The organism is Nonomuraea sp. NPDC049750, from assembly GCF_040659625.1.
Classification (GTDB): domain Bacteria; phylum Actinomycetota; class Actinomycetes; order Streptosporangiales; family Streptosporangiaceae; genus Nonomuraea.
In genome coordinates this window covers 149442-170933 of sequence record NZ_JBFANB010000010.1, presented here as the reverse complement: position 1 = coordinate 170933, position 21492 = coordinate 149442, and the positions used below count along the sequence as shown (strand labels likewise).

The following is a 21492-nucleotide window of genomic DNA, read 5'->3' as shown; positions in this document are numbered from 1 at the left end:
AATCTCCGCTGCTCAACTCCGGAGGGTTGATGACCCCGCTCCGCCCCTTGACCGATTCCTGGACCGTCCGCTCGGCGAGCGGCGACGTGCGGGCTCCGGCCACCGTGCCCGGTTGCGTGCACACCGACCTGCTCGCCGCCGGTCTGATCCCGGATCCCTATCTCGACGACAATGAGACCCGCCTGGCCTGGGTGGGGCGTACGGAGTGGCGTTACGAGACGGAGTTCTCGTGGGACGGCACCGAGCACGAGCGCACCGATCTGGTCTGCGAAGGACTCGACACCGTGGCCGAGATCGAGCTCAACGGCGTGCGCGTGGGCGAGACCGCGAACATGCACCGCTCCTATCGGTTCGACGTCCGGCCCGCGCTGCGCGTCGGGAGCAACCGGCTGGCGGTGACCTTCCGGTCGGCGGGGGAGTACGCCGAACGGCTGAAGGAGGAGCTCGGCGACCGGCCGAGCGCCTACACCGAGCCCTACAACTTCATCAGGAAGATGGCCTGCAACTTCGGCTGGGACTGGGGGCCGATCCTGGTCACGGCGGGCATCTGGCGGTCGATCGGGCTGCACGAGTGGAGCGGCGCCCGGCTGGCCGCCGTGCGGCCGGTGGTGACCGTCACCGACGGCGTCGCCCGGGTCGCCGTGCACGTGGAGATCGAGCGGGCCGTACAGGCAGTGCGGGAGGAACTGCAGATCACCGCCACGGTCTGCGGCAGGTCTGCTATGGGAGCGCTCCCATCGGACACGGCGGTACTTGAGGTCGAAATTCCCCAGCCCGAGCTCTGGTGGCCACGCGGGTACGGTGAGCAGCCGCTGCACGAGCTGACCGTGACACTCGGCGACGGCCTCGACAGCTGGCAGAGGAAGATCGGCTTCAGGACGGTCGAGCTGGACACGGCCGACGACGCCTTCGCGATCATGGTCAACGGCCGCCCGATCTTCGCCAAGGGCGTCAACTGGATCCCCGACGACTGCTTCCCGGCCAGGATCGACCGCGCCCGCTACGCCGAGCGCCTCGCTCAGGCATGTGAGGCGGGCGTCAACCTGATGCGCGTCTGGGGCGGCGGGCTCTACGAGAGCGACGACTTCTACGACCTGTGCGACGAGCTGGGGCTGCTGGTCTGGCAGGACTTCCCCTTCGCCTGCGCCGCCTACTCGGAGGAGGAGCCGCTGCGCTCGGAGGTCGAGGCCGAGGCCCGCGAGAACGTCACCCGCCTCATGCCGCACCCGAGCCTGGCCCTGTGGTGCGGCAACAACGAGAACATCTGGGGCTTTTTCGACTGGCACTGGCGCGAGCGGCTGGCCGGACGGACCTGGGGCGAGGGCTACTACCTCGACCTGCTGCCCGGCATCGTGGCCGAGCTCGATCCGGGCCGGGCGTACTGGCCGGGCAGCCCGTACTCGGGGTCGATGGACGTCCATCCCAACGACCCCGGCCACCACAACATCCACATCTGGGACGTCTGGAACGAACGCGACTACACCGCCTACCGCGAATACCGGCCCCGGTTCGTCTCGGAGTTCGGCTTCCAGGGGCCGGCCACGTACGCGACCATCAAGCGGGCCATCAGCGACGAGCCGCTCGCGCCCGACTCGCCCGGCATGCGCCTCCACCAGAAGGCGATCGACGGTGACCTCAAGCTGGCCGCCGGGCTCAAGCCGCACTTCGCGCCGCCCGCCGGCTTCGCCGACTGGCATTACCTGACGCAGGTCAACCAGGCCAGGGCGATCCAGCTCGGGGTCGAGCACTTCAGATCCCTGTGGCCGCACTGCGCGGGCACGATCGTGTGGCAGCTCAACGACTGCTGGCCCGTCACCTCATGGTCCGCGATCGACGGCGACGGGCGCAGGAAGCCGCTGTTCCACGCGCTGCGCCGGGCGTACGCCGACCGGCTGCTGACCGTGCAGCCGCGCGACGGCGGGCTGGCGCTCGTGGCGGTCAACGACACCGACGAGCCGTGGGTGGGCGGCGCGGTGGCCGCGCGGCTCGGCGTGGACGGTACGGAGCTGCGGACCGAGAGCTTCGACCTCGAAGTGCCGCCGCGCGGCCTGGTGACGGTGCCCCTTGGCGTGGGTGAGCCGGCCGATCCGGCGAGGGAGCTGATCGCGGTGCGCGTGGGGGAGCGCAGGGCACTGTGGTTCTTCCTGCCGGACAAGGACCTCGACCTGCCCGAGGGACGGTGCACGGTGACGGTCGAGGGGCGTGACGTCATCGTCAGCGCGCACACGCTGGTACGGGATCTGGCGATCTTCCCTGACCAAATCCACCCCGACGCCGAGGTGGACGACCAGCTCATCACCCTCCTGCCCGGCGAAAGCCATCGTTTCACGATAAATCGTGAAATCGGGGCTGATGTGCCCATGAGGTGGGTGAACGACCGCTCCTCAACCCTCCTGCCTAACCCCCCAGGGAGAAGTACATGAGAAGAACCTCGGTGAAAAGAACCTCGGTGAAAAGAACCTTGGTGAGAAGAACCTCGGTGATCGTGGCAGCGGCCACGCTTGCCCTCCTCACCGCCTGCTCGGGCGGCGGGGTGCCACTGACCGCCGGCAGCACCGCCCCCTCCTCCGGTTCAGTCTCCACCTCGGGAGGGGCCGCCAAAGACACCATCGTGAACGTCATCGCCGGCACCGGCCAGTTCAACGAGAACCTCAACCCCCTGGTCCAGGGCGCGCCCAACCTCATGGGCACCTGGGGGCTGATCTACGAGACGCTCATGTTCTTCAACCAGTCGAAGTCGGGTGACGTCCAGCCCCTGCTGGCCACCAAGTACGAGTTCGGGGACGAGGGCAAGTCGATCACCTTCACCCTCCGCGACGGCGTGAAGTGGAGCGACGGCAAGCCGTTCACCGCCGAGGACGTGGCGTTCAACTTCCTCTACCGCCGCGACAAGAAGGACCTGAACGCGGGCGGCAGCAACGTCAAGGACGCCCAGGTCCTCAGCCCCACCTCAGTGAAGATCAGCTTCACCGAGAAGATGTACACCAAACTGTGGGACGTGGCCGGTCACCAGTACATGGTGCCCAAGCACATCTGGGAGAAGGTCGACAAGCCCACCAAAGAGACGAACACCAAGCCGGTCGGCACCGGGCCGTTCATGATGGGCGAGTTCACGCCGCAGAGCTACACGATGGTCAAGAACCCGAACCACTGGGACACCGGCAAACCCAAGATCGCCGGAATGCGGTTCTGGTCGTACAACAACAACGACGCCTCCCTCCAGGCGATGGTCACCGGGCAGCTCGACTGGGGCGGCATGTTCATGGCCGACCCCGACAAGCAGTTCGTGGCCAAGGACCCCGAGCACAACGCCTACAAGAACGAGTCCCAGCTCTACGTCACCAACCTGGTGCCGAACCTGACCAAGGCCCCCATGAACGACCTGGCCGTCCGGCAGGCCATCAACTTCGCGCTCGACCGCGACAAGATCATCGAATTGGCGTTCGCCGGGCTCGGCAAGCCGGCCAGCCCGGCGGGCATAGTGCTGCCGCTCTTCCAGGACTACCTCTCGCCCAAGTACGCCACCGCGAAGCTGGAGTTCAACCAGGACAAGGCCCGCCAGACCCTGGAGGCGGCCGGGTACGCCAAGGACGGCGACGGCTACTACGCCAAGGACGGCAAGCGCCTGTCGGTGACCTGTCACCTGGTGAGCGGCTGGACCGACTACGTCTCGGCCGCCCAGGTCATCAAGCAGCAGCTCAAGGAGGTCGGCATCGAGTTCAAGTCGAAGGAGGTCTCCTTCAACGCCTTCGTCGACATGCAGCAGAAGGGCGACTTCGAGCTGATGATGTGGAACGCCTATGGCGGCCCGCACCCGTACTACATGTACGACAACATCCTCAACAGCAAGAGCATCCCCCCAGGCAGCCAGAACGCCAACCAGAACATGGCCCGCTACAAGAACCCGGCCGTGGACGCCGCGCTGAAGGTCATCGCCGACACCCCGCCGGAGCAGACGGACACGATCAAGCAGGCGATCTACGCCATTCAGGACGCCGTCGTGGCCGACCTGCCCTATATCCCGCTGCAGCAGTCCAGCGCCCTGGCCGAATTCCGGACCACCAACGTCACCGGGTGGCCCAGCGAGCAGAACCCGTACGCGCTCGGCCTGCCCTTCTCCCACCCCGACAACGGCATCGTGGCCAAGAACCTCCAGCCGGTGCAGTAGGAACGACGAGCACGCGACCGGGGCGCGCGCCCCGGTCGCCCGGGGAGAATCACATGGCATACCTTTGGCGCAAGCTCGGGTTCTACGCGGTGGCGCTGTGGGCCGCACTCACGATCAACTTCCTCATCCCGCGCCTGATCAGGGGCAACCCGGTCGACATCATCCTGTCGCGCTTCCAGAGCAGACAGCCCCCGCCGCCGGAGTTCCGCAAGACCCTGGAGGTCATGTTCGGGGTGAGCCATGACCCGCTATGGGTCCAGTACTTCGCCTACCTGCGCCAGCTGGCGACCGGGAACCTGGGCACCTCCGTCACCTACTACCCCGCCCCGGTGGGCACGGTGATCGGCCAGGCGATGCCCTGGACGCTCGGGCTGGTCTCGATAGCGCTGCTGATCACGGTCGGGCTCGGCGTCGGCCTGGGCATGGTGGCCGGGTGGCGGCGGGGGAGCTGGCTGGACGGGCTGATCCCGACCACGACGTTCCTGGCCGCGATCCCGTACTTCTGGCTGGCCCTGCTGCTGCTGTTCTTCCTCGGGGCCGGGCTCGGCTGGTTCCCGCTGAACGGCGCCTACGACTACGCCCACGTACGCATGGGCTTCACTGGCGACTTCATCGGCAGCGTGCTCTACCACGGCGCGTTGCCCGCGCTCACGCTGGTGATCTCCGGCATCGCGGGCTGGCTGCTCGGCATGCGCAACATGATGGTCTCGACCATGGCCGAGGACTACGTGGTCATGGCGCAGGCCAAGGGATTACGGCCGCGCCGGGTGATGGTCGCGTACGCGGCCCGCAACGCCGTCCTACCCAGCGTGACCGGGTTCGCGATCACGCTCGGCTTCTTCGTCGGCGGCCAGGTCGCCACCGAGGTCGTCTTCTCCTACCCGGGCGTGGGGTTCGCGCTGCTGCAGGCCGTCGGCAGCGCCGACTACCCGCTCATGCAGGGCCTCTTCCTGATCATCTCGGTGGCCGTGCTGGCCGCCAATCTCCTGGTCGATCTGCTGTACGGGCTGATCGACCCCCGAGTGCGGAAGGCGGGCTGAGGCAGTGACCGCTGTTGTGACCCTGGCCGCTCCCCGGGACCGGGTGCTCGGCCTGCCCAGATCGGGCAAGCTCGTCGCCGGACTGGTGATCGTCGGCTTCTTCGCCCTGCTCGCCATCGTCGGCCCCATCCTGGCCGGAGACCCCGAGGCTCTCGTGGCCGGCCGGCTCGAACCGCCATCGGCGGAGCAGTGGCTCGGCTCGACCGACACCGGGCAGAGCGTACTGGCCCAGCTGATGCACGCCACGCGGGGGTCGATGCTGATCGGCGTGATCGCCGGGGTGCTGGGCACGGTGGGCTCGCTGCTCATCGGCGTCGTCGGCGGCTATTTCGGCGGCTGGGTGGACGAGGCGTTCTCCCTGCTGAGCAATGTCGCCCTGGTCATCCCCACGCTGCCGCTGCTGATCCTGGTCGCCGACTACGTCGAGGACAGCGGCCCGTTCACCTACGCCCTGATCATCTCGATGATCAGCTGGGCGGGACCCGCGCGGGTCATCCGCTCCCAGGTCATGTCGCTGCGCAACCGCGACTACGTGGACGCGGCCAGGGTGAGCGGCGAGCCCGGCTGGCGGATCATGGTCTTCCAGATCCTGCCGAACCTCGTCCCCGTCATCGCCTCCGGCTTCGTCTGGGCGATCATCGGCGCCATCCTCACCGAGTCGGGACTGTCCGCGCTCGGCCTCGGCGGCGGCGCGGTCACCTCTTGGGGCGGGATGCTCTACTACGCCCAGAACGGCTCCGCGCTCTCCATGGGCTCCTGGTGGTGGTTCGTACCGCCGGGGGCGTTCATCGCCGCGCTCGGCACCGGGCTGTCACTGATCAACTTCAGCATCGACGAGCTGATGAACCCGCGACTGCGAAAGGCGGCCGCATGAACGACACCGTCCTGTCCGTACGGGACATGAACGACCGCGACATGAACGACACCGTCCTGTCCGTACGCGACCTGAGCGTGGCTTATGGGCAGACCCGCGCGGTCCGCGGCGTGAGCTTCGAGCTGGGCCGCGGTCAGGTGCTCGGCATCGCGGGCGAGAGCGGCTGCGGCAAGTCGACGCTGGCGTACGCGGTCAACCGGCTGCTGCAGCCACCCGGCCGGACCACCTCCGGCGAGGTCGTCTTCCACCCCAAGGACGGCGACCCCATCGACGTACTGGCCCTGGAGGGCGAGGAGCTGCGGCGCTTCCGGTGGCGGCGGGTGGCCATGGTCTTCCAGAGCGCCATGAACGCGCTCAATCCCGTGCTCAGCGTCCGGCGCCAGCTCCACGACGTGTTCACCACCCATGAGCCGTCGATGTCCCGGCGCGAGCGGGAGGAGCGTTCCCGCGAGCTCCTGGAGCTGGTCGGCATCGATCCGGGACGCATCACCGCCTATCCGCACGAACTGTCGGGCGGCATGCGCCAGCGGGTGCTGATCGCGATGGCCATGGCGCTCAACCCTGATGTGGTCGTCCTGGACGAGCCCACCACGGCGCTGGACGTGGTGGTGCAGCGCGACATCCTGGAGGAGATCGACCGGCTGCGGGAGATGTTCGGCTTCGCCGTCGTCTTCATCACCCACGACCTGTCGCTGCTGCTGGAGATCAGCGATCATCTCGCGATCATGTACGGCGGCCGCATCGTCGAGTACGGCACCAGCAAGGACACCCTCCTCCAACCCCGCCACCCTTACACGGTCGGCCTGCTCAACTCCTTCCCCAGCCTGCGCGGCGAACGCCAGGCGCTGCACGGCATCCCCGGCAGCCCGCCCGACCTGTCGAAGGAGCTGACGGGCTGCTCGTTCGCGCCCCGCTGCCCGTACGCGTTCGAGGGCTGCCACACCCACGAGCCCGAGCTGGACTCGATCCAGGACTCCCTGGTGGCCTGCCTGCAGTACGACCGCAGGCTGCACCCCGCCCGCCCCGACCGGCGCCTGCGGGAGCGCCGCTTCGAGCAAGTCGACCACTCTGAGCACGAGGTGACGTCATGACGCCGATGACGGTCAGCCACCTGAGCAAGACCTTCAAGCTGTCCAGGAAGGAGTACCTTCGGGCGGTCGACGACGTCTCCTTCGAGCTGTGCTCCGGCGAGACCACCGCGCTGGTGGGGGAGAGCGGCAGCGGTAAGTCCACGATCGCCCGCATGCTGGCCAGACTCGCCAAGCCCACCTCGGGCGAGATCCGGTTGGAGACCTCGAACTACCGCAAAGACGTACAGATGGTCTTCCAGGACCCGTTCGCCTCGCTCAACCCGGCCCACACGATCGGCTACCACCTGCGCCGCCCCCTGGAGATCCACAAGACACCGGGCACGGCCGAGGAACTGCTGGAGCGGGTCAACCTGCCCGCCGCCTACGCCCGCAGGTATCCGCACGAGCTGTCCGGCGGCCAGCGGCAACGGGTGGCCATCGCCCGCGCGCTGGCGCCGCGCCCCAAGGTGCTGCTGGCCGACGAGCCGGTCTCGATGCTGGACGTGTCGATCAGGCTGGAGATCCTCAACCTGATCGACCGGCTCAAGAGTGAGGAGGAGCTGGCCGTCCTCTATGTCACGCACGACCTGGCCACCGCGCGCTACTTCGCCCGCGACATCATGGTCATGTACCGGGGGCAGATCGTCGAGCGCGGCCCGGCCGACGATGTCATCCTCGCGCCGCGGCACCCGTACACCCGGTTGCTGGCCGAGGCCGCCCCCGACCCCTGGGCGGCGCACGAGGACGGGCGGCCCGCCCGGCAGGAGCGCAAGAGCGGCCCGCCCGTCGCCGATGGGTGCCTGTTCCGCAACCGTTGCCCGTACGCCGCCGACGCGTGCGCCGGCCAGATCCCCACCTACGGCGAGGAGCACCGCGTCCGATGCGTCCTGGGGGAGGGCGAGCCCGCGGCGTGAGGCGTCAGCTGGAGACCACGTCGCTTTGGGCAAGGATGCGCAGGTGTTCCAGCATGTCGCCGGCGGTCTCGGCGAGCGGCTGGATGCAGACGTGGTCCGCGCCGGCGTCGAGGTGGGCCCGTACCCGCTCGATGATCGTCTCCGGCTCGCCCCAGGCCACGATGGCGTCGACCAGGGCGTCGCTGCCGCCGTCGGCGAGGTCCTTGTCGTCCCAGCCCAGCTCGCGCAGGTTGTTGGCGTAGTTGGGCAGCGTGAGGTAGTGCTTCGTGAAACCGCGGGCGGTCCGCCGGGCCCGCTCCGGGTCGGTGTCGAGCAGGACCGTCTGCTCCGGCGCCAGCACCGGATCGGGGCCGAGGACCGCGCGGGCGCGCGCGGTGTGCTCCGGGGTGACGAAATAGGGGTGTGCGCCCTGGGCGCGCTTCGCGGCCAGGTCCAGCATCTTGGGGCGAAGCGCGGCCAGCAGCCGTGGCGCCGGCTCGGGCAGGGGGCCGCCGTACTCCGACGCGTCCATGGCATCGAGGTAGTCGCGCATCGCCGACACCGGTCTGCTGTAGTCGTGGCCTCGCGCCGACACCAAGGGCGCGTGGCTCACGCCGAGGCCGAGCACGAACCGGCCGTCGTACGCCTCGGCGAGGGCGCTGGCCCCGGTCGAAATGGCGGTGGCGTCCCGGGCCCAGATGTTGGCGATGCCGGTAGCGATCATCATCTGCCGCGTCCCGCTCAACAGGATCGCCGAATGGACCAGCGCCTCCTTGGCCTTCGGCCCCTCACCCACCCACAGGGTCCCGTAACCCAGGCTCTCGATCTCGGCGGCCGCGTCCCGCTCGAACGAGGCCGACTCGCCGCCGAGCGTGCTGTTCCAGACCCCTACTCGGCCCATGCGCCGCTTCAGCGCCGCGACATCAATCGTCTTATCGGGCATCACAACTCCCCCGCCTCGTTGTCACCGTGGATCTCACGATACGTAAAGGATCATCGGGGCAGGTTAATGCCCGATTCACGGGTTGCCGTATTCCGGCCGTCCGCAATGTGCCTGAACCCGGGTGCTGTGGGAGCCGTACCTTCTGACGACTGTCTGGAGCGGAAAGTCCTGTTGCGTACAGGCGTCAGCAGGACCTGGCGCCTGTGCGTCTTCTAGATGGGCAGGCGATGGCACACGGCACCAAGCACGGCGACGCGGTGGACGAGATGATCGGCGGTGAGCCCCGGCGGGTCGGCGGCCATCGCATCATCCGCCGGATCGGCGCGGGCGGGATGGGCGTGGTCTACCTCGCCGAGGGCGGGGCGCGGACAGGCGGGACGCGGACACTGGTGGCGATCAAGGTCATTCACCGGCACCTCGCCGGCGACCCGGAGTTCCGCCGACGCTTCCGCCGCGAGGTCGCCACCGCGCAGCGGGTCGCCCGCTTCTCCACGGCTCCCGTGCTCGAGGCCGATCTGGACGGCGACCTGGCCTATGTGGTGACCGAGTACGTGCCGGGGCCGACGCTGTACAGCGCGGTCAGGGAGTGGGGCCCGATGGTGGGCCCGGAGCTCGAAGGGCTCGCCATGAGCATGGCGGTCGCGCTGGGGGCGATCCACGCGGCGGGCGTCGTTCACCGGGACCTCAAACCGTCCAATGTACTGCTGTCTCCTGCGGGCCCGAAGGTCATCGACTTCGGCCTCGCCTTCGCGGCCGACTCCACCACCCTCTCGGTCACCAGGATGGGCACGCCGGCGTACATGTCTCCGGAGCAGGTACGAGGGCTGCCGCTCGCGACGGCCTCCGACGTCTTCGCCTGGGGCGGGGTCGTGGTCTTCGCGGCCTGCGGGCAGCCGCCGTTCGGCTACGGGGCGGGGCACGAGGTGCTCTATCGGGTGGTCCACGACGATCCCGTACTGCCCAAGCTGGAGGGGGTTCTCGGGGAGCTGGTGCCGAGGGCGTTGAGCAAGGACCCGGCGGCGCGGCCCACGGCGGCGGAGCTCGTGGACGCGTTCGCAGACGGCCCGACGAGACGCCTCCCGCCTGCTGTCCTGCCTGACACTGGCCCGCCCGCCACCCTGCCGCCCGCCGCCGCTCCGCCTCCCGCCGCTTCGGCTCCGGCGCACGCGCTCACGACCGAGCCCCGTCGTCTCGGCCCACGGCCACCTGCCCCCGCGCGTGCGGCCCCGGTTGGCGCGCTCGACCCCGAGCCTCCGGGCGCGTCACCCGGAGCGTTGGGTGCCGAGCCGCCGGGCGCGTCACTCGGGGCGTTGGAGACCGAGCCCTCATACGCGTCACCAGGAGCGTTCGGGGACGAGCCCCCGCGTGCATCACCGGGAGCGTTCGGGAGCGAGCCGCCGGGCGGCGATTCTTGGGGCCAGCCGACCACCCCGGAGTCAGACGGCGGCGGTGTCGCCGGGGCAGGCAAGGACCAGCGACGTCGCCGCAGGGCCACGCCGAGACGGCGGGTGTCCAGACGACGGCGGGTCTGGGGCGGTGCCGCTCTGGCCCTGGTGACGGCGGGCGCCGTACTCACCTCCCTGGCGATCACCCACCAAGACCCGCCGCTTCCCGGCCCGTCCACGCGGCCACCCGGAGACCCCGCCGTGGCGCAGGACGCGAGCACGCGGTGGCGGAAACTCCCCGGCCAGAACCCCCTGCGCGCCGCCGACGTCCGCTTCTACGTACAGCCGGACACCGACGCGGCCCGCCAGGCGCGGACCTGGTCGGCACAGGGAAGAACGGCCGACGCCGCCCTGATGCGGGCTCTGTCGGAGGTCCCCCAGGCCATCTGGCTCAGCGGCGGCTCGCCCGCCGACATCTCCCGTACGGTCCGCGAGACGGTCACCCAGGCGGACCGGCAGCGGACCGTCCCGGTGTTCGTCACCAACAACATCCCAGGACGTGACTGCTGGAACGGCGGCGCCCCGAACACCGGCACCTACCGCACCTGGATCGACGCCGTGGCCGAGGGTATCGGAAACCGGCCCGCCGTCGTCGCCCTGGAGCCCAGCGCCCTGGCCCGGCTGCCCGGCAGCCCGGAGTGCCCGCAGGGCGGTGAGGCCGCCGCCGTCCAGCGGTACGCCGACCTCTCCTACGCCGTGGAGACCCTCACCGGCCTGGCCGGCACCGCCGTCTACCTCGACGGCGGGCTGGCGGGGTGGCCGGCGTTCACGCAGATCGCCGACCGGCTGGTCAACGCGGGGGCGGTCCGCGCCGATGGCTTCTACGTCAACGCGGTCGGTTACCGCCCGACCGCCCGCTCGCTCACGTACGCCGCGAAGCTGTCCAAGTGCGTCTACCTGAGGGCGGCGTCGCGGACGGCCCCGTGCGCCGACACGGCCCTCGCCGCCGTGCCGGACGACACGCCCGGCCTGCCGCGCTTCGTCGTCGACACGAGCCGCAACGGTACGGGCGAGTGGCAGCCGCCGGCCGGCCGGTTCCCGGCACCGGACGAATGGTGCAACCCTCCGGGCAGGGGCGCGGGCGCCCGGCCGACCGCCGACACCGGCAGCCCGCTGGCCGACGCGTCGCTGTGGCTCAACAGTCCGGGGTTCTCCAACGGTCAGTGCACGCGGGGCACCGGGGGACCGGTGGACCCGGCGTACGGCATCGTCACCCCGGCCGCCGGCCAGTGGTGGCCCGACCAGGCCCTTGAGCGGGCCCGGAACGCGGTCCCGCCGCTGCTGACCGGCGCCCCATAGTGGCGGCCGACCTGCCGTACCCGCTGCGGGCGGCCGCTCCGTCGTACCCGTCGCGGGCGGTCGCCCTGCCGTGCCCACAACGGGCACCCGCCCTGCCGCCCCCACGACAGACGGTCATAGACCCGCTACCGGACGACAGCCTGCGTCGAGAAACAGCACGTCGGAGTGGTATGGAGTGGCGCCTGAATCCGCGATTCACGGATTATGCGGGCGCTCATCGGGCAGATGGGGCGGGGAAGAGTTACGGGCGGCACCCCGAATGCCTTACGGTCTGCTGGTCACTACTCTAAGTTCCGCAACGATGCGTGCTCCGGGAGGTGGCCGCGATCGGGAAGGTGGCATGGGTGACGGTCGGTGCTGAAACGCAGATCACGGATCTGACCATCAACGATCATGCCTGCCTGACTTTCGGGGAGCATGAGGAGTTGCTCGACCTCACCACCGCCTTCGTACGGGACGGGCTGGCCGAAGGGCAGCGCGTCGTCTGGCTGGCAGAGGAGCCGGCGCGCAGTCTGGCGGAGCTGGGCCGACGGGGAGTGGTCGCGCGGGAGGCGACGACGGCTGGGCGAATGATGGTCATGACCTGCAAGGACGGGCTGCTGGACGGGCAGGCGTTCACCGCGGAGCACGCCATGCGGTGGCTGCGCGATCAGATGGTACGCACGGCGCGCGAGGGTTACCCCGGACTGCGCGTGGCGCTCGACATGAGCTGGGCCTTAACGCCTGTGAGCGGCATCGAGCAGTTGCCGGCCTTCGAGGAGGAGATCGCGGCGACGCTGGCGGGCGGCGGCGCGGCGGTCCTGTGCCAGTATGACCGCGAACGCTTCGACCCGATCACCCTCGCCTCGGTCTCGGGCTATCACACCCATACGGTCGCCGCGGCCACCTATCACCACGACGCGCTGCTACGCATCTGCCGCCAGTACGCCCCGCCGGGCATACGGCTGGCCGGGCAGCTCGACCGGTCGGCCGAAGACGCGCTCAGGCTGGCCTTGAGCGAAACGATCCGGGTCGATGACGACATCACCGTTAACATGGCCGAACTCTCCTTCATCGACCTGTCCAGCGCTCGTATGATCATTGACGCCGTCCACAGCCTGCCCGCGCCTCGCAAAGCGACGCTGCGTTGCAGCCCTGCCATCCACTCGCGATTCGCCCTGCTGGGCGCTTCCGCGGTGCCCGGACTCAGCTTGGTGGCCACTCATGACGGGTAACCGGCCACCTGACCGTCCGGCGTCGCCCTCCGGCGAGGTGGAGGGCCAGCGTCGTCTGGAGGGCCAGCGTCGTCTGGAGAGCCAGCGAGATGGGAAGGGGCCGGTCGAGTCGGCCGTACTCCTGGACCAGCCCTTCGACCGCGACTCGCTCTACGCGCTGCGGGCGACACTGGAGGCGCACGCGAGCCAGGCGGGGCTGCCCGAGGGCCGAACTTCGGACATGGTCCTCATCGGGCACGAGCTGGCGAGCAACGTCATCCTGCACGGCTCCGGAAACGGATGGGTACGCCTGGAGGTCGCGGACGGCATGCTGCGCTGCGAGGTCGTCGACAGCGGCGCCGCTCACCCGGAGCAGGGGACTCCTGGATGGCCGTACCAGTTCGGGCACGGGCTGTGGATGGCCCGCTTCCTCAGCGACTTCCACACCGTGAGCCATGGCCCCGGCGGCACCGTCGTCACCGTGGGTTTCGCGCTGCCCAGCCCGCTCCGCCCGGCCTTCAAGCTGACCCGCCAAGCCCAGAACGGCCGCACGACACTGAGCCTGGTGGGCGACCTCGACCAGCGGACGGCTCCGGACGTCATCGCCACCGTCGAGGACCTGATCTCGACGACCAAGCCCCTCCGGCTGGTCCTGGACCTGAGCGGCATGACGTTTTGGGACTCCACCGGCATCACCGCCCTCGTCACCTCACAGGAGCACGTCGCCGCCGCTCCGGGCGCGACCATGGCCCTGGCCGGGCTCTCGACGGAGCATCAGGGACGCCTTGACTCCCTCGGATTCGTCTCCTTCACCTACGACGACACCAGCCACTAGAGCGGCGAGCCTTTCCGGTCACCATGCCTGGACCAAGGGGTCCTGCTCGTCGGGCACCACCTGGGTGTGACCGGTTTCGAGGTCGAGGCGCAGCAGTTGTGAGCGGACGCCGCCACACGGAGGCAGTCCGGCCAGAGGCGACCGGTCCATCGCCTCCGCCTCCCGGTCGACGCCGACCAGCACGTAGCGGCCGGTCGGGTCGAGCGCCAGCGATTCGATGTGGCCGCAGTCCAACGCCAGGATCTTCTTGACCAGCCGCGTCCCCTCATGCAGGACGAGCGCGCGGGTCGGCCAGCCGAGCGCGCGCAGTTGCCGCCCGCCTGGCAGGGGAAGGAGCGGACGGGTGTACTCGTGCTCGGCCGGCGCGGCGACCTCCCCGATCGCGCCCGTGCCCACGTCGATCGTGGCCACGGCGCCGACCGGGACACTGTGGCCGGGGAGGACGAGGATCCGGGCGTCCAGCCACTGGAGCCGATAGCCGCTGACCGGCCATTCTCGTTCCAGGGTGCCCGCGAAGCTGGCTTTGTCCGTCATCCGACCGTAGGCGATGCGGCCCTCGGCGGAGACGGCTAGACCGTTGACCATGCCTTCGAGGGTGGGGGTGAGCCGCTCGCCGACCGTGATCCGGCCGTCGTCGCCCATGGACAGCCGGTAGAGGCGGGAGTAGCGGCCGGACGGGCTGGTGAGCGCCGCCACGTAGTGGCCGGGTTCGGTGTCGCGGACGATGAGATCGTACTGAGCGTAGGTGGGCGTCGCCTGAGGCAGCAGGCTCACCGGCTTACCGGACTCCACGTCGAGCACGTACGGCTGGCCCACGCTGGCCACCGCGTACCGCGGAGTGCCGTCGGCGTTGACCGGCAGCCCGATCAGCACGGCGGGCAGGAACGCGGCCAGTACGACGGCCGCCACGGCCACCCCGGCGGCGCGCAGTTCGGTCAGACGCGGCCGAATGCCCGCACCCGCCATCCCTGCCAGCAGGACCATGGCGGCGGGGGAGAGCAGCCAGGCCAGCATCAGGCGCGCCGCCACGAAGGACGACGGCGGCAGCTGCGCGTGCAGGCACTCCTGCCACATGAAGGGCAGGTCGGGAGAGAACCGGTTCTCGGCCTCGTCCAGCGCGGCGGGGAGCAGAGCGACCGCCAGTCCCAGAGTGGCGGGGAGCAAGGAACTGCCCCGGCTCGCGTTGAGACCGCCTCGGTGTCGCGACCGGATCGCCCAGGACGCGGTCAGCGCCAGCAGTACGGGCTGGAGCCAGATGGCCCAGTCACCGAGGAAACTGGCCACCTGGGCCGCCGGAACGGGCTGGGGCCAGTCCATCGGCCCGGCACTGCTGCAGGTGACCATCACTGTTTCAGTGAGCAGCGGCTCGACCAGCAGTTTCCACAGCGACAGCGCCACCGCTGCCGACCAGAAGAACTTCATTACGCGCATCGGGGCTTTCCGCGCTCTGTGTAGGGGGGCCGGAGCAGCTTAGCGGCCGCCGCGCCGCCATGATCACCAATCCGCACCGGGTCTGACGGTCCGCCGTGGCTGGGGTTCCGGTGTGAGCGCGCTCATACGTCCAGGCCAAGCGGCTTCGCGAATCATGGAACGCCTTGTCACGAGGTCGCCGATCTTGTCATGTTGATCATCATTTGAAAGGATCAGCGCCGTGGCGGGGCAGTTGGAGAGGTCAACAGGCCAGCTCTCGGCTGCATCCAGTCATTGGCGATGTGGCGGGAGATACCTCCGGCCGAAAGCAACCTCGGTGGCCCGGCTCCTGTCTCGAAGGTCCAGGCGTCTCGTGATAGCGCTAGTGACGGCGACCTTGGCCATCGAGGGACTCTCAGCCTGCGGCTACTCACAGTCGCGCACTATCGATCCGTCCGATGGGAACGTGGCCAAGCGCAGGGATGCCGCCCGGCGTACTGTCGCGGCCCGGCTCGACCAAGCCAGACGAACCGCCGGCGTGACCAAGGAGATAAGCCGTCTGACCATCGACCGATGCAGGCGAGGCAACGACGACGCGAAGAACACCGAGGACTTCCTGTCGATCTGCAGCCTCATCCAGCAACGGGCATATGTCTGGGATGGAGACGTGAACGGCTTCCTCGACCGTTTCCCCAAGTGCGAATACATACCTATGAACAGGGACGACTGGCGAAAGCTGCGCGGGAAACCGGCCCCGGGAGACCCCGCGCGCACCTATGACGCCGGCGACCTGCCGGGTTTGGAGTGCAGCGCCGTGGAGATCGAATTCGCCACCTCCGCGACACCGCGGCGGGATCTGGAAACGCTGAAGCCAGGCGCCATCATCATGGATCCCGACTCCGGCATCGACGACCCTTATCACTGGGTCGTCGAGGGGAAGCCGTGGCTCGCCGATTGGCGCAAGATCCGCCGCAAGAACCGATTCCTGGTGGCTATGTCGACGATCGAGGACTACGCCGTCGACCCGCGCTGGACTCGAAGTCCCCAGCCCATCCAATCCAATAGCCAGTGACTCCGCTGGCTGAGTTGCCGAACCGCCCTCTCTTGCGAGTCCATGAGCATGGGCGGCAAGCTGGAGCGGTGGATTTAGGAATCATCAGTCTGATCGTCTCGATCGCGATCGGTGTTCCACAGATCTACCTCGCCTGGCAGCAGGTACGCCTATCCCGGCACCAGGCGACACCCCGGCGGACGCGCCGGGCCGAGAACGCGCCCCGTCCCCCATCGCCTCCGGCTGCCACAGGCACCGAGCCGACGGCCTCTCCCGACCCCGCGCAGCCACCCCACGACGCACCCACCGAGCCGACGGTCTTTCCTGGCCCTGCACAGCCACACCACGACGCCCCCACTGAGCCACCGCTCGCAGAGCCCCATCGGCGCCACGATCAAGAGGGCCATCGGCGCCTCGATCCGCAGTCCAACCCGCGTCTGGATCCGCAGGTGGCGGAATCTCGCCCCACCCCTCCGCCACCGGACGCCCCGTCCGAGGATGCCGCGCGCGGTATCATCCCTGGCCTGCGGGACTACATCGCGCCGGCATCCCTATGGATCGGGGGCTTCGTGAGTCTCTCCGCCCTCGGCTGGATCTTCGGATATGACGACCTGGCCAAGGAATACACGACCCCCATGGAGCGCGTGCAGCTGTCCGTCAGCCTCTGGTTCATGGCCACGGCGCTCCTGATCACCAGTTCTTCGACCGGGTTCACGGCGTACGCGTGGCACCGCGAAAAGGCCGTCAACGACGACAACGAGGAACGCTTCAACCTGTACGTGGTGATGGCGGTGCTCGGCCCGACGCTCGCGGTGTGGCTCGTGATCGCCCGGCGCGCCGTGATGTTCTGACCTCTGGCGACCTGAGGAGGTCCGCCGGAACGATCACGATCGAAGACGATCCGGCCCCGTTTGACGGGACGACCGCTGGGGTTAGGGCATCCAGTTTTGCGCCCAGTACTCGATCGTGTGCTTGCGGTTGAGTACGAAGTCAGCGCGGAACGTGCCGCCGATCTTCGCATTGTGCACGCGAATGTAGCCGTTGGTGCCGGTGCAGTCCCACTTGCCGTCCTTGACGATCTTGTACCCGAGTGGGCCGGGCCGCTCGTATTGGAGGTAGACCTTTATCTGCGCACCCGCGCCCCAGCATCGGGCGGCGATCTGGAGCACGCGGCCCTTGGACTTCCAGCTACGGGTCGTCCAAGTCTTCGTCGGGGAATGAGAGTCGTGCCAGAGGTTGATCCATTTGCCGGCCGCCACGGGAGCCCTCTCCGCGTTCACGGCCGCGACTGTCGCCGGGGTCGCGCTCGCGGAGGTCGAGAAGGAGACGAGACCCAGCGTGAGTGTCGCCGCACAGGCCAGGCCGACTGGCGGGGCCTTGATCGCGCGGGTGATGTGCATGGTCACTCTCCCTGTTGATCGAAGTCGCGACGAGTCGAACGCCGCGCCAAGCCTGGGGTCTGTCGTGCTGACGAAGCTATCCATCAGCCGCTTGGCGGTCGTCAACCGCTGAGTGGACATTCGCGTCCACCAACTGCGGTAGTGCGCATCCGACGTCAACCAGCCGTAGTAAGCCGGGCGTTGGAGTGTGCCGTCACCAGTGGGAGGTCGGTGGTCAGCCTGCGGCGGAGTCGCGGGTGCGGCCGTGGGCGTCGTGTGGGAGGTCGGCGTAGTGCCACTGGTGGTCGCGGGCGTGCCGGCACGCGGTCTCCAGGTCGCCGTCCTCGATCGTGGCCAGCAGGTCGGCGTGGTCGCGGACGATGTCGTGCAGGTCGACCTCGGTGGCGACCATCGTGACCGACGTGCGCGCCTCGATCTGCAAGCCCTCCCATGAGAGCTTGAGCAGCTCGTTGTGCGCGGCCTCGACGATGCGCCGGTGGAAGGACACGCTGGCCCGCGCCGACGCCTCGCCGTCGCCGCTCTCGGCGGCGGTCCGCATCGCGGCCACGTCCGTACGCAGCGCCTCCACCGGCATGGTCCCGGCCAGCAGGGCGAGCCGGGTGGCCGTCTCCTCCAGCGCCGCCCGTACGACGTAGCTCTCCCGCAGTGTCTCCTGGACGAAGGGCCGGACGAAGGTGCCGCGGCGCGGCTGGGTCTCCACCAGTCGCATCACCTCAAGCTCGCGCAGCGCCTCGCGCACGGGCGCCTGACTGGTGCCGTAGGTCGCGGCGAGCCGGGTCTCCACCAGCCGCTCGCCGGGCCTGAACTGGCCGGACACGATCCTGCCGACCAGCGAGTCACGGATCTGCCGGGCCAACGTGAGACGCGGCAGCTTGGAGGGCTCATCAGCCATGGAGTGATCCTACCGATTATCGATAGCCGTCTTGACTGACGATACCTCGATAATCAATTATCGATAATTAGGTGCCGAGGGCTAGGAGGGCCGCGACATGGTGATCCAGGCGGTGCATGTGCCGGAGTCCGCCGAGGCCGTGGTCGCCTGCTCGGCGCGGGGAGGCTGGATCATGGGCGGCGGCACCGTCGTGATGCCGCTGGTGAACAGCGGGGCCGCGCCCGCGACCGAGCTGGTCAGTCTGCGCCGGGCGGGGCTGGACGGCGTCGAGGTACGCGACGGGGTGGCCAGGATCGGGGCGGCGGCCACCCTCGCCGCCGTCGGCGAGCATCCCGGGCTCGCCTTCCTGCGCCCCGCGCTGCGGACGATCGCCTCTCCGACCATCCGCAACCAGGCCACCGTGGGTGGCAACCTGTTCGTCGCGCAGCCGTACGGCGACCTGGCCGTGTGCCTGCTCGCCCTCGACGCGACCTGCGAGATCGCCGGGCCGGACGGTCGGCGAGACGCACCGGTGGCCGAGGTGCTGGGTTTCGGGGTCGGCTCGGGCGAGGTCGTCGTGGCGGTACGGGCTACGGTGCCGGAACCGGGCACCTGGTATTACCACAAGGCCATGCGCCGCCGCCTCAACTCGGCGGCGATCGTGACCGTCGCCTCCGTGACCCATACCGCAGACGGCGCGGTCACCGCCGATGGCGTGGTGACCTCCGCCGGCCTGGTCGCCTCCGACAGCGTGGTCACCTCCGATCGCGTGGTCACCTCCGCCACGATCGCGCTTGGCGGTGTCGCCCCGCGTCCGGTGCGCGCGGTGTCGGCCGAGCGCCTGCTGCGGGGGCGTCCGCTGACCCACGAGGTCCTCACCGAGGCGGGTGAGGCGGCTGCCCGTGGTGATATCGACCCCTTCGATGACGCTTACGCCAGTGCGTGGTATCGGAGGCGGGTGCTGCCCGTGCATCTGCGGCGTGCGTTCATCCCTCCCGTGGTGCGGTGACCACGATGGTTCCCCGGGTGGTTCGTGACACGACAGAAAGAGGTGGACCGTGCCGTCACAGATCGTCTCGCTCGTGGTCAACGGCGAGCAGCGGGAGTTCATCGCCGCGCCAGGGGCCACGCTGCTCGCGAGTCTGCGCGAGTCGCTGGGGCTCACCGCGGCCAAGCGCGGCTGTTCGCAGGGCGCCTGCGGGACCTGCACCGTCCTGGTCGACGGTCGGCCCGAGGTGGCCTGCCTGGTCGCGGTGGAGACCGTCGCCGGTCGCGAGGTCCGCACGCTGGAGGGGGTTGCCACCGGTGGTGAGCTGAACGAGGTGCAGAGCGCCTTCGTCGACTGCTTCGCCACCCAGTGCGGCTTCTGTACGGCCGGCATGATCATGGTCGCCGAGGCGCTGCTCGAACGGGATCCCGATCCGAGCGAGGAGGACGTCGTGGAAGCGATCTCGGGCAACGTCTGCCGGTGCACCGGCTACCGGCCCATCGTGATCGCCATCCTGGAGGCGGCCAGGCGTCGGCGTGCCCAGTCCCAGCAAAAGGAGGAGGCGGTCACACGATGATCTACCGGCTCGCTCCCATTGACACCAGCACGTTCGCCGACGAGCGGGCCGCCGCGCGCACCGGGGTGGACGGCGGTGGCGATTTCACCGTGATCGGCTCGGTGGTCCAGCGGTCCGACGCGCGCGGCCACGTCACCGGCCGTACCGAGTTCTTCGAGGACGTGGCCCCGGCGCGGCTCGCCCACCTCAAGATGCACCGCTCCGACCGGCACCACGCCAGGATCCTGGACGTGGACCTGACCGAGGCCCTGGCCGTGCCCGGTGTCCTGCGGATTCTCACCCACGCCGACATCCCGAACAACCTCTACACCCCGCTCAAGCTGATCGGTGTCGGACCGGACGACGAGCCCATCCTGGCCGTGGACAAGGTGCGTTACCTCGGTGAGCCCATCTGCGCCGTGGTCGCCGAGACCGAGGCGGCCGCGCTGGAGGGCGCGGCCAGGATCAGGGTCGCCTACGAGGACCTGCCGCCGGTCTTCGACGTCGAGGAGGCGTTGAAGGAGGGCGCGCCGCTGGTCAACGAGTACCACGGGCAGAACCACTTCATCTACGAGGGCCACCACTGCCGGCGGATCCGGTTCGGTGATGTGGAGGCGGCGTTCGCGCGGGCCGATCACGTCTTCGAGTGGCGCTACCAGTCCGCGCCGATCGAGCAGGCGCCCACCGAGACCACCGGCTGCGTCGTGGTCCCGCAGGCCGACGGGCGGCTGCGCATCCACTCCGACACCCAGGCGTGCTTCTTCACCCTGGACAACACTGCGCTGATCCTGGAGACGCCGTTCAACAAGTTACGCATCGTCGGCGGTACGGTCGGCGGCGGCTTCGGCGGCAAGGTGGACGTGGTGGTCGAGCCGGTCGCGTGCGTGGCGGCGATGGCGGCCGACCGCCCGGTCAAGTTCGTGTACGACCGGGCCGAGGAGATGCAGGTCTCCTCGCCGCGCGCGGCCGAGCGCATCTACATCAAGGACGCGGTGATGGCCGACGGCCGGATCATCGGCCGCAAGGTCACGCTGTACGTCGACGCCGGCGCGTACGCCCGCCACACCCCGTACGGCACCACCAAGGCCGCAGCGCACCTGCCCGGCCCCTACTCGATCCCGAACGTGTGGGCCGACTGCCACTGCGTCTTCACCAACCGCACGCCCTCCAGCGCCATGCGCGGGTTCGGCGTGACCATCGCCGACTTCGCGCTGGAGTCGCAGATGGACCGGATCGCCCGCGCGCTGGACCTGGACCCGCTGCGGCTGCGTCTGCTCAACGCCTACCGCGACGGGGATCTCAAGGCCCACCGCAAGGTCGCCGAGGGTACGGCCCTGGTCGAGGTGATCCAGAAGGCGGCGGAGATGGCCGGGCACGAGCTGCCCGAGGCGTACCGCCGCATGTCCTCCACGACCCGAGACACGACCCGAGACACGACCCGAGAGGGGCTGTAGCG

The 21492-nt window shown here is 69.3% G+C and carries 19 protein-coding genes; 14 read left to right on the top strand and 5 right to left on the bottom strand.

Annotated elements, in window-relative coordinates; translation table 11 throughout:
• Nucleotides 1–29: 29 nt before the first annotated feature.
• Complete coding sequence (locus AB0J16_RS26365; protein ID WP_358544265.1) at nt 30–2423, top strand: glycoside hydrolase family 2 protein; 2394 nt, start codon at nt 30–32, stop codon at nt 2421–2423.
• On the opposite strand, the gene AB0J16_RS26360 is transcribed toward AB0J16_RS26365, so the two are convergent.
• Nucleotides 2398–2622: a hypothetical protein gene (locus tag AB0J16_RS26360; RefSeq protein WP_358544263.1), complete on the bottom strand. Its 225-nt coding sequence runs from the start codon at nt 2620–2622 to the stop codon at nt 2398–2400. The genes AB0J16_RS26365 and AB0J16_RS26360 overlap by 26 nt on opposite strands.
• On the opposite strand from AB0J16_RS26360, the gene AB0J16_RS26355 reads away from it, so the two are divergent.
• From AB0J16_RS26355 to AB0J16_RS26335, 5 genes are read left to right on the top strand one after another with little or no spacing between them, the layout of a single operon-like run.
• Nucleotides 2612–4168 (top strand): ABC transporter substrate-binding protein, encoded by a 1557-nt coding sequence (locus tag AB0J16_RS26355; protein WP_358544262.1) that lies wholly within the window; start codon nt 2612–2614, stop codon nt 4166–4168. The genes AB0J16_RS26360 and AB0J16_RS26355 overlap by 11 nt on opposite strands.
• Nucleotides 4169–4221: 53 nt before the next feature.
• Nucleotides 4222–5208: an ABC transporter permease gene (locus tag AB0J16_RS26350; protein WP_358544261.1), complete on the top strand. Its 987-nt coding sequence runs from the start codon at nt 4222–4224 to the stop codon at nt 5206–5208.
• 4 nt (nt 5209–5212) lie between these two features.
• Nucleotides 5213–6082 (top strand): ABC transporter permease, encoded by an 870-nt coding sequence (locus AB0J16_RS26345; protein ID WP_358544260.1) that lies wholly within the window; start codon nt 5213–5215, stop codon nt 6080–6082.
• Entirely contained in the window at nt 6079–7173 is a 1095-nt protein-coding gene (locus tag AB0J16_RS26340) for an ABC transporter ATP-binding protein (RefSeq protein WP_358544258.1), read from the top strand. Before AB0J16_RS26345 ends, AB0J16_RS26340 begins: the two co-directional genes overlap by 4 nt.
• Nucleotides 7170–8066 carry an oligopeptide/dipeptide ABC transporter ATP-binding protein gene (locus tag AB0J16_RS26335; protein WP_358544257.1) on the top strand — a complete coding sequence of 299 codons (897 nt, stop codon included), beginning with the start codon at nt 7170–7172 and terminating at the stop codon, nt 8064–8066. The genes AB0J16_RS26340 and AB0J16_RS26335 overlap by 4 nt, the downstream gene beginning before the upstream one ends.
• 4 nt (nt 8067–8070) lie before the next feature.
• Here the strand turns inward: AB0J16_RS26335 and AB0J16_RS26330 are convergent, their stop codons facing one another.
• Entirely contained in the window at nt 8071–8988 is a 918-nt protein-coding gene (locus AB0J16_RS26330; protein ID WP_358544256.1) for an LLM class F420-dependent oxidoreductase, read from the bottom strand.
• A 203-nt stretch (nt 8989–9191) separates the two neighbouring features.
• Here AB0J16_RS26330 and AB0J16_RS26325 point away from each other — a divergent pair, with 203 nt between their 5' ends.
• The 3 genes from AB0J16_RS26325 to AB0J16_RS26315 all read left to right on the top strand — a co-directional run bounded on the left by AB0J16_RS26325 (nt 9192) and on the right by AB0J16_RS26315 (nt 13760).
• Nucleotides 9192–11732 carry a glycoside hydrolase family 6 protein gene (locus AB0J16_RS26325; protein WP_358544255.1) on the top strand — a complete coding sequence of 847 codons (2541 nt, stop codon included), beginning with the start codon at nt 9192–9194 and terminating at the stop codon, nt 11730–11732.
• A 344-nt stretch (nt 11733–12076) separates the two neighbouring features.
• Nucleotides 12077–12946 carry an MEDS domain-containing protein gene (locus tag AB0J16_RS26320; protein WP_358544254.1) on the top strand — a complete coding sequence of 290 codons (870 nt, stop codon included), beginning with the start codon at nt 12077–12079 and terminating at the stop codon, nt 12944–12946.
• Nucleotides 12936–13760, top strand: coding sequence for an ATP-binding protein (locus AB0J16_RS26315; protein WP_358544253.1), 825 nt, complete (start codon nt 12936–12938; stop codon nt 13758–13760). Before AB0J16_RS26320 ends, AB0J16_RS26315 begins: the two co-directional genes overlap by 11 nt.
• An 18-nt stretch (nt 13761–13778) precedes the next feature.
• On the opposite strand, the gene AB0J16_RS26310 is transcribed toward AB0J16_RS26315, so the two are convergent.
• A complete protein-coding gene (locus tag AB0J16_RS26310; protein WP_358544252.1) occupies nt 13779–15191 on the bottom strand; it encodes a hypothetical protein in 1413 nt (470 codons plus the stop codon).
• 445 nt (nt 15192–15636) lie between these two features.
• On the opposite strand from AB0J16_RS26310, the gene AB0J16_RS26305 reads away from it, so the two are divergent.
• Together AB0J16_RS26305 and AB0J16_RS26300 are read left to right on the top strand one after the other, a co-directional pair.
• Entirely contained in the window at nt 15637–16242 is a 606-nt protein-coding gene (locus AB0J16_RS26305) for a hypothetical protein (protein ID WP_358544251.1), read from the top strand.
• A gap of 548 nt (nt 16243–16790) precedes the next feature.
• Nucleotides 16791–17072 carry a hypothetical protein gene (locus tag AB0J16_RS26300; RefSeq protein ID WP_358544249.1) on the top strand — a complete coding sequence of 94 codons (282 nt, stop codon included), beginning with the start codon at nt 16791–16793 and terminating at the stop codon, nt 17070–17072.
• A gap of 81 nt (nt 17073–17153) precedes the next feature.
• On the opposite strand, the gene AB0J16_RS26295 is transcribed toward AB0J16_RS26300, so the two are convergent.
• Complete coding sequence (locus AB0J16_RS26295; protein ID WP_358544248.1) at nt 17154–17621, bottom strand: hypothetical protein; 468 nt, start codon at nt 17619–17621, stop codon at nt 17154–17156.
• Between the two features lie 214 nt (nt 17622–17835).
• Nucleotides 17836–18513: a GntR family transcriptional regulator gene (locus AB0J16_RS26290; protein WP_358544246.1), complete on the bottom strand. Its 678-nt coding sequence runs from the start codon at nt 18511–18513 to the stop codon at nt 17836–17838.
• Between the two features lie 97 nt (nt 18514–18610).
• Here AB0J16_RS26290 and AB0J16_RS26285 point away from each other — a divergent pair, with 97 nt between their 5' ends.
• The 3 genes from AB0J16_RS26285 to AB0J16_RS26275 are packed head-to-tail and all read left to right on the top strand — an operon-like array spanning nt 18611 to nt 21490.
• Nucleotides 18611–19501 carry an FAD binding domain-containing protein gene (locus tag AB0J16_RS26285; RefSeq protein WP_358544245.1) on the top strand — a complete coding sequence of 297 codons (891 nt, stop codon included), beginning with the start codon at nt 18611–18613 and terminating at the stop codon, nt 19499–19501.
• A 49-nt stretch (nt 19502–19550) separates the two neighbouring features.
• Nucleotides 19551–20057 carry a (2Fe-2S)-binding protein gene (locus tag AB0J16_RS26280; RefSeq protein WP_358544244.1) on the top strand — a complete coding sequence of 169 codons (507 nt, stop codon included), beginning with the start codon at nt 19551–19553 and terminating at the stop codon, nt 20055–20057.
• Nucleotides 20054–21490, top strand: a complete 1437-nt coding sequence (locus AB0J16_RS26275; protein ID WP_358544243.1) for a molybdopterin cofactor-binding domain-containing protein — start codon at nt 20054–20056, stop codon at nt 21488–21490. Before AB0J16_RS26280 ends, AB0J16_RS26275 begins: the two co-directional genes overlap by 4 nt.
• Nucleotides 21491–21492: the final 2 nt, after the last annotated feature.

Coding starts and splice junctions, on each gene's coding strand:
- AB0J16_RS26275 (WP_358544243.1), top strand. CDS start 20,054: ATGATCTACCGGCTCGCTCCCATTGACACCAGCACGTTCGCCGACGAG.
- AB0J16_RS26350 (WP_358544261.1), top strand. CDS start 4,222: ATGGCATACCTTTGGCGCAAGCTCGGGTTCTACGCGGTGGCGCTGTGG.
- AB0J16_RS26310 (WP_358544252.1), bottom strand. CDS start 15,191: ATGCGCGTAATGAAGTTCTTCTGGTCGGCAGCGGTGGCGCTGTCGCTG.
- AB0J16_RS26365 (WP_358544265.1), top strand. CDS start 30: ATGACCCCGCTCCGCCCCTTGACCGATTCCTGGACCGTCCGCTCGGCG.
- AB0J16_RS26335 (WP_358544257.1), top strand. CDS start 7,170: ATGACGCCGATGACGGTCAGCCACCTGAGCAAGACCTTCAAGCTGTCC.
- AB0J16_RS26315 (WP_358544253.1), top strand. CDS start 12,936: ATGACGGGTAACCGGCCACCTGACCGTCCGGCGTCGCCCTCCGGCGAG.
- AB0J16_RS26285 (WP_358544245.1), top strand. CDS start 18,611: ATGGTGATCCAGGCGGTGCATGTGCCGGAGTCCGCCGAGGCCGTGGTC.
- AB0J16_RS26330 (WP_358544256.1), bottom strand. CDS start 8,988: ATGCCCGATAAGACGATTGATGTCGCGGCGCTGAAGCGGCGCATGGGC.
- AB0J16_RS26340 (WP_358544258.1), top strand. CDS start 6,079: ATGAACGACACCGTCCTGTCCGTACGGGACATGAACGACCGCGACATG.
- AB0J16_RS26290 (WP_358544246.1), bottom strand. CDS start 18,513: ATGGCTGATGAGCCCTCCAAGCTGCCGCGTCTCACGTTGGCCCGGCAG.
- AB0J16_RS26295 (WP_358544248.1), bottom strand. CDS start 17,621: ATGCACATCACCCGCGCGATCAAGGCCCCGCCAGTCGGCCTGGCCTGT.
- AB0J16_RS26360 (WP_358544263.1), bottom strand. CDS start 2,622: ATGACGTTCACGATGGTGTCTTTGGCGGCCCCTCCCGAGGTGGAGACT.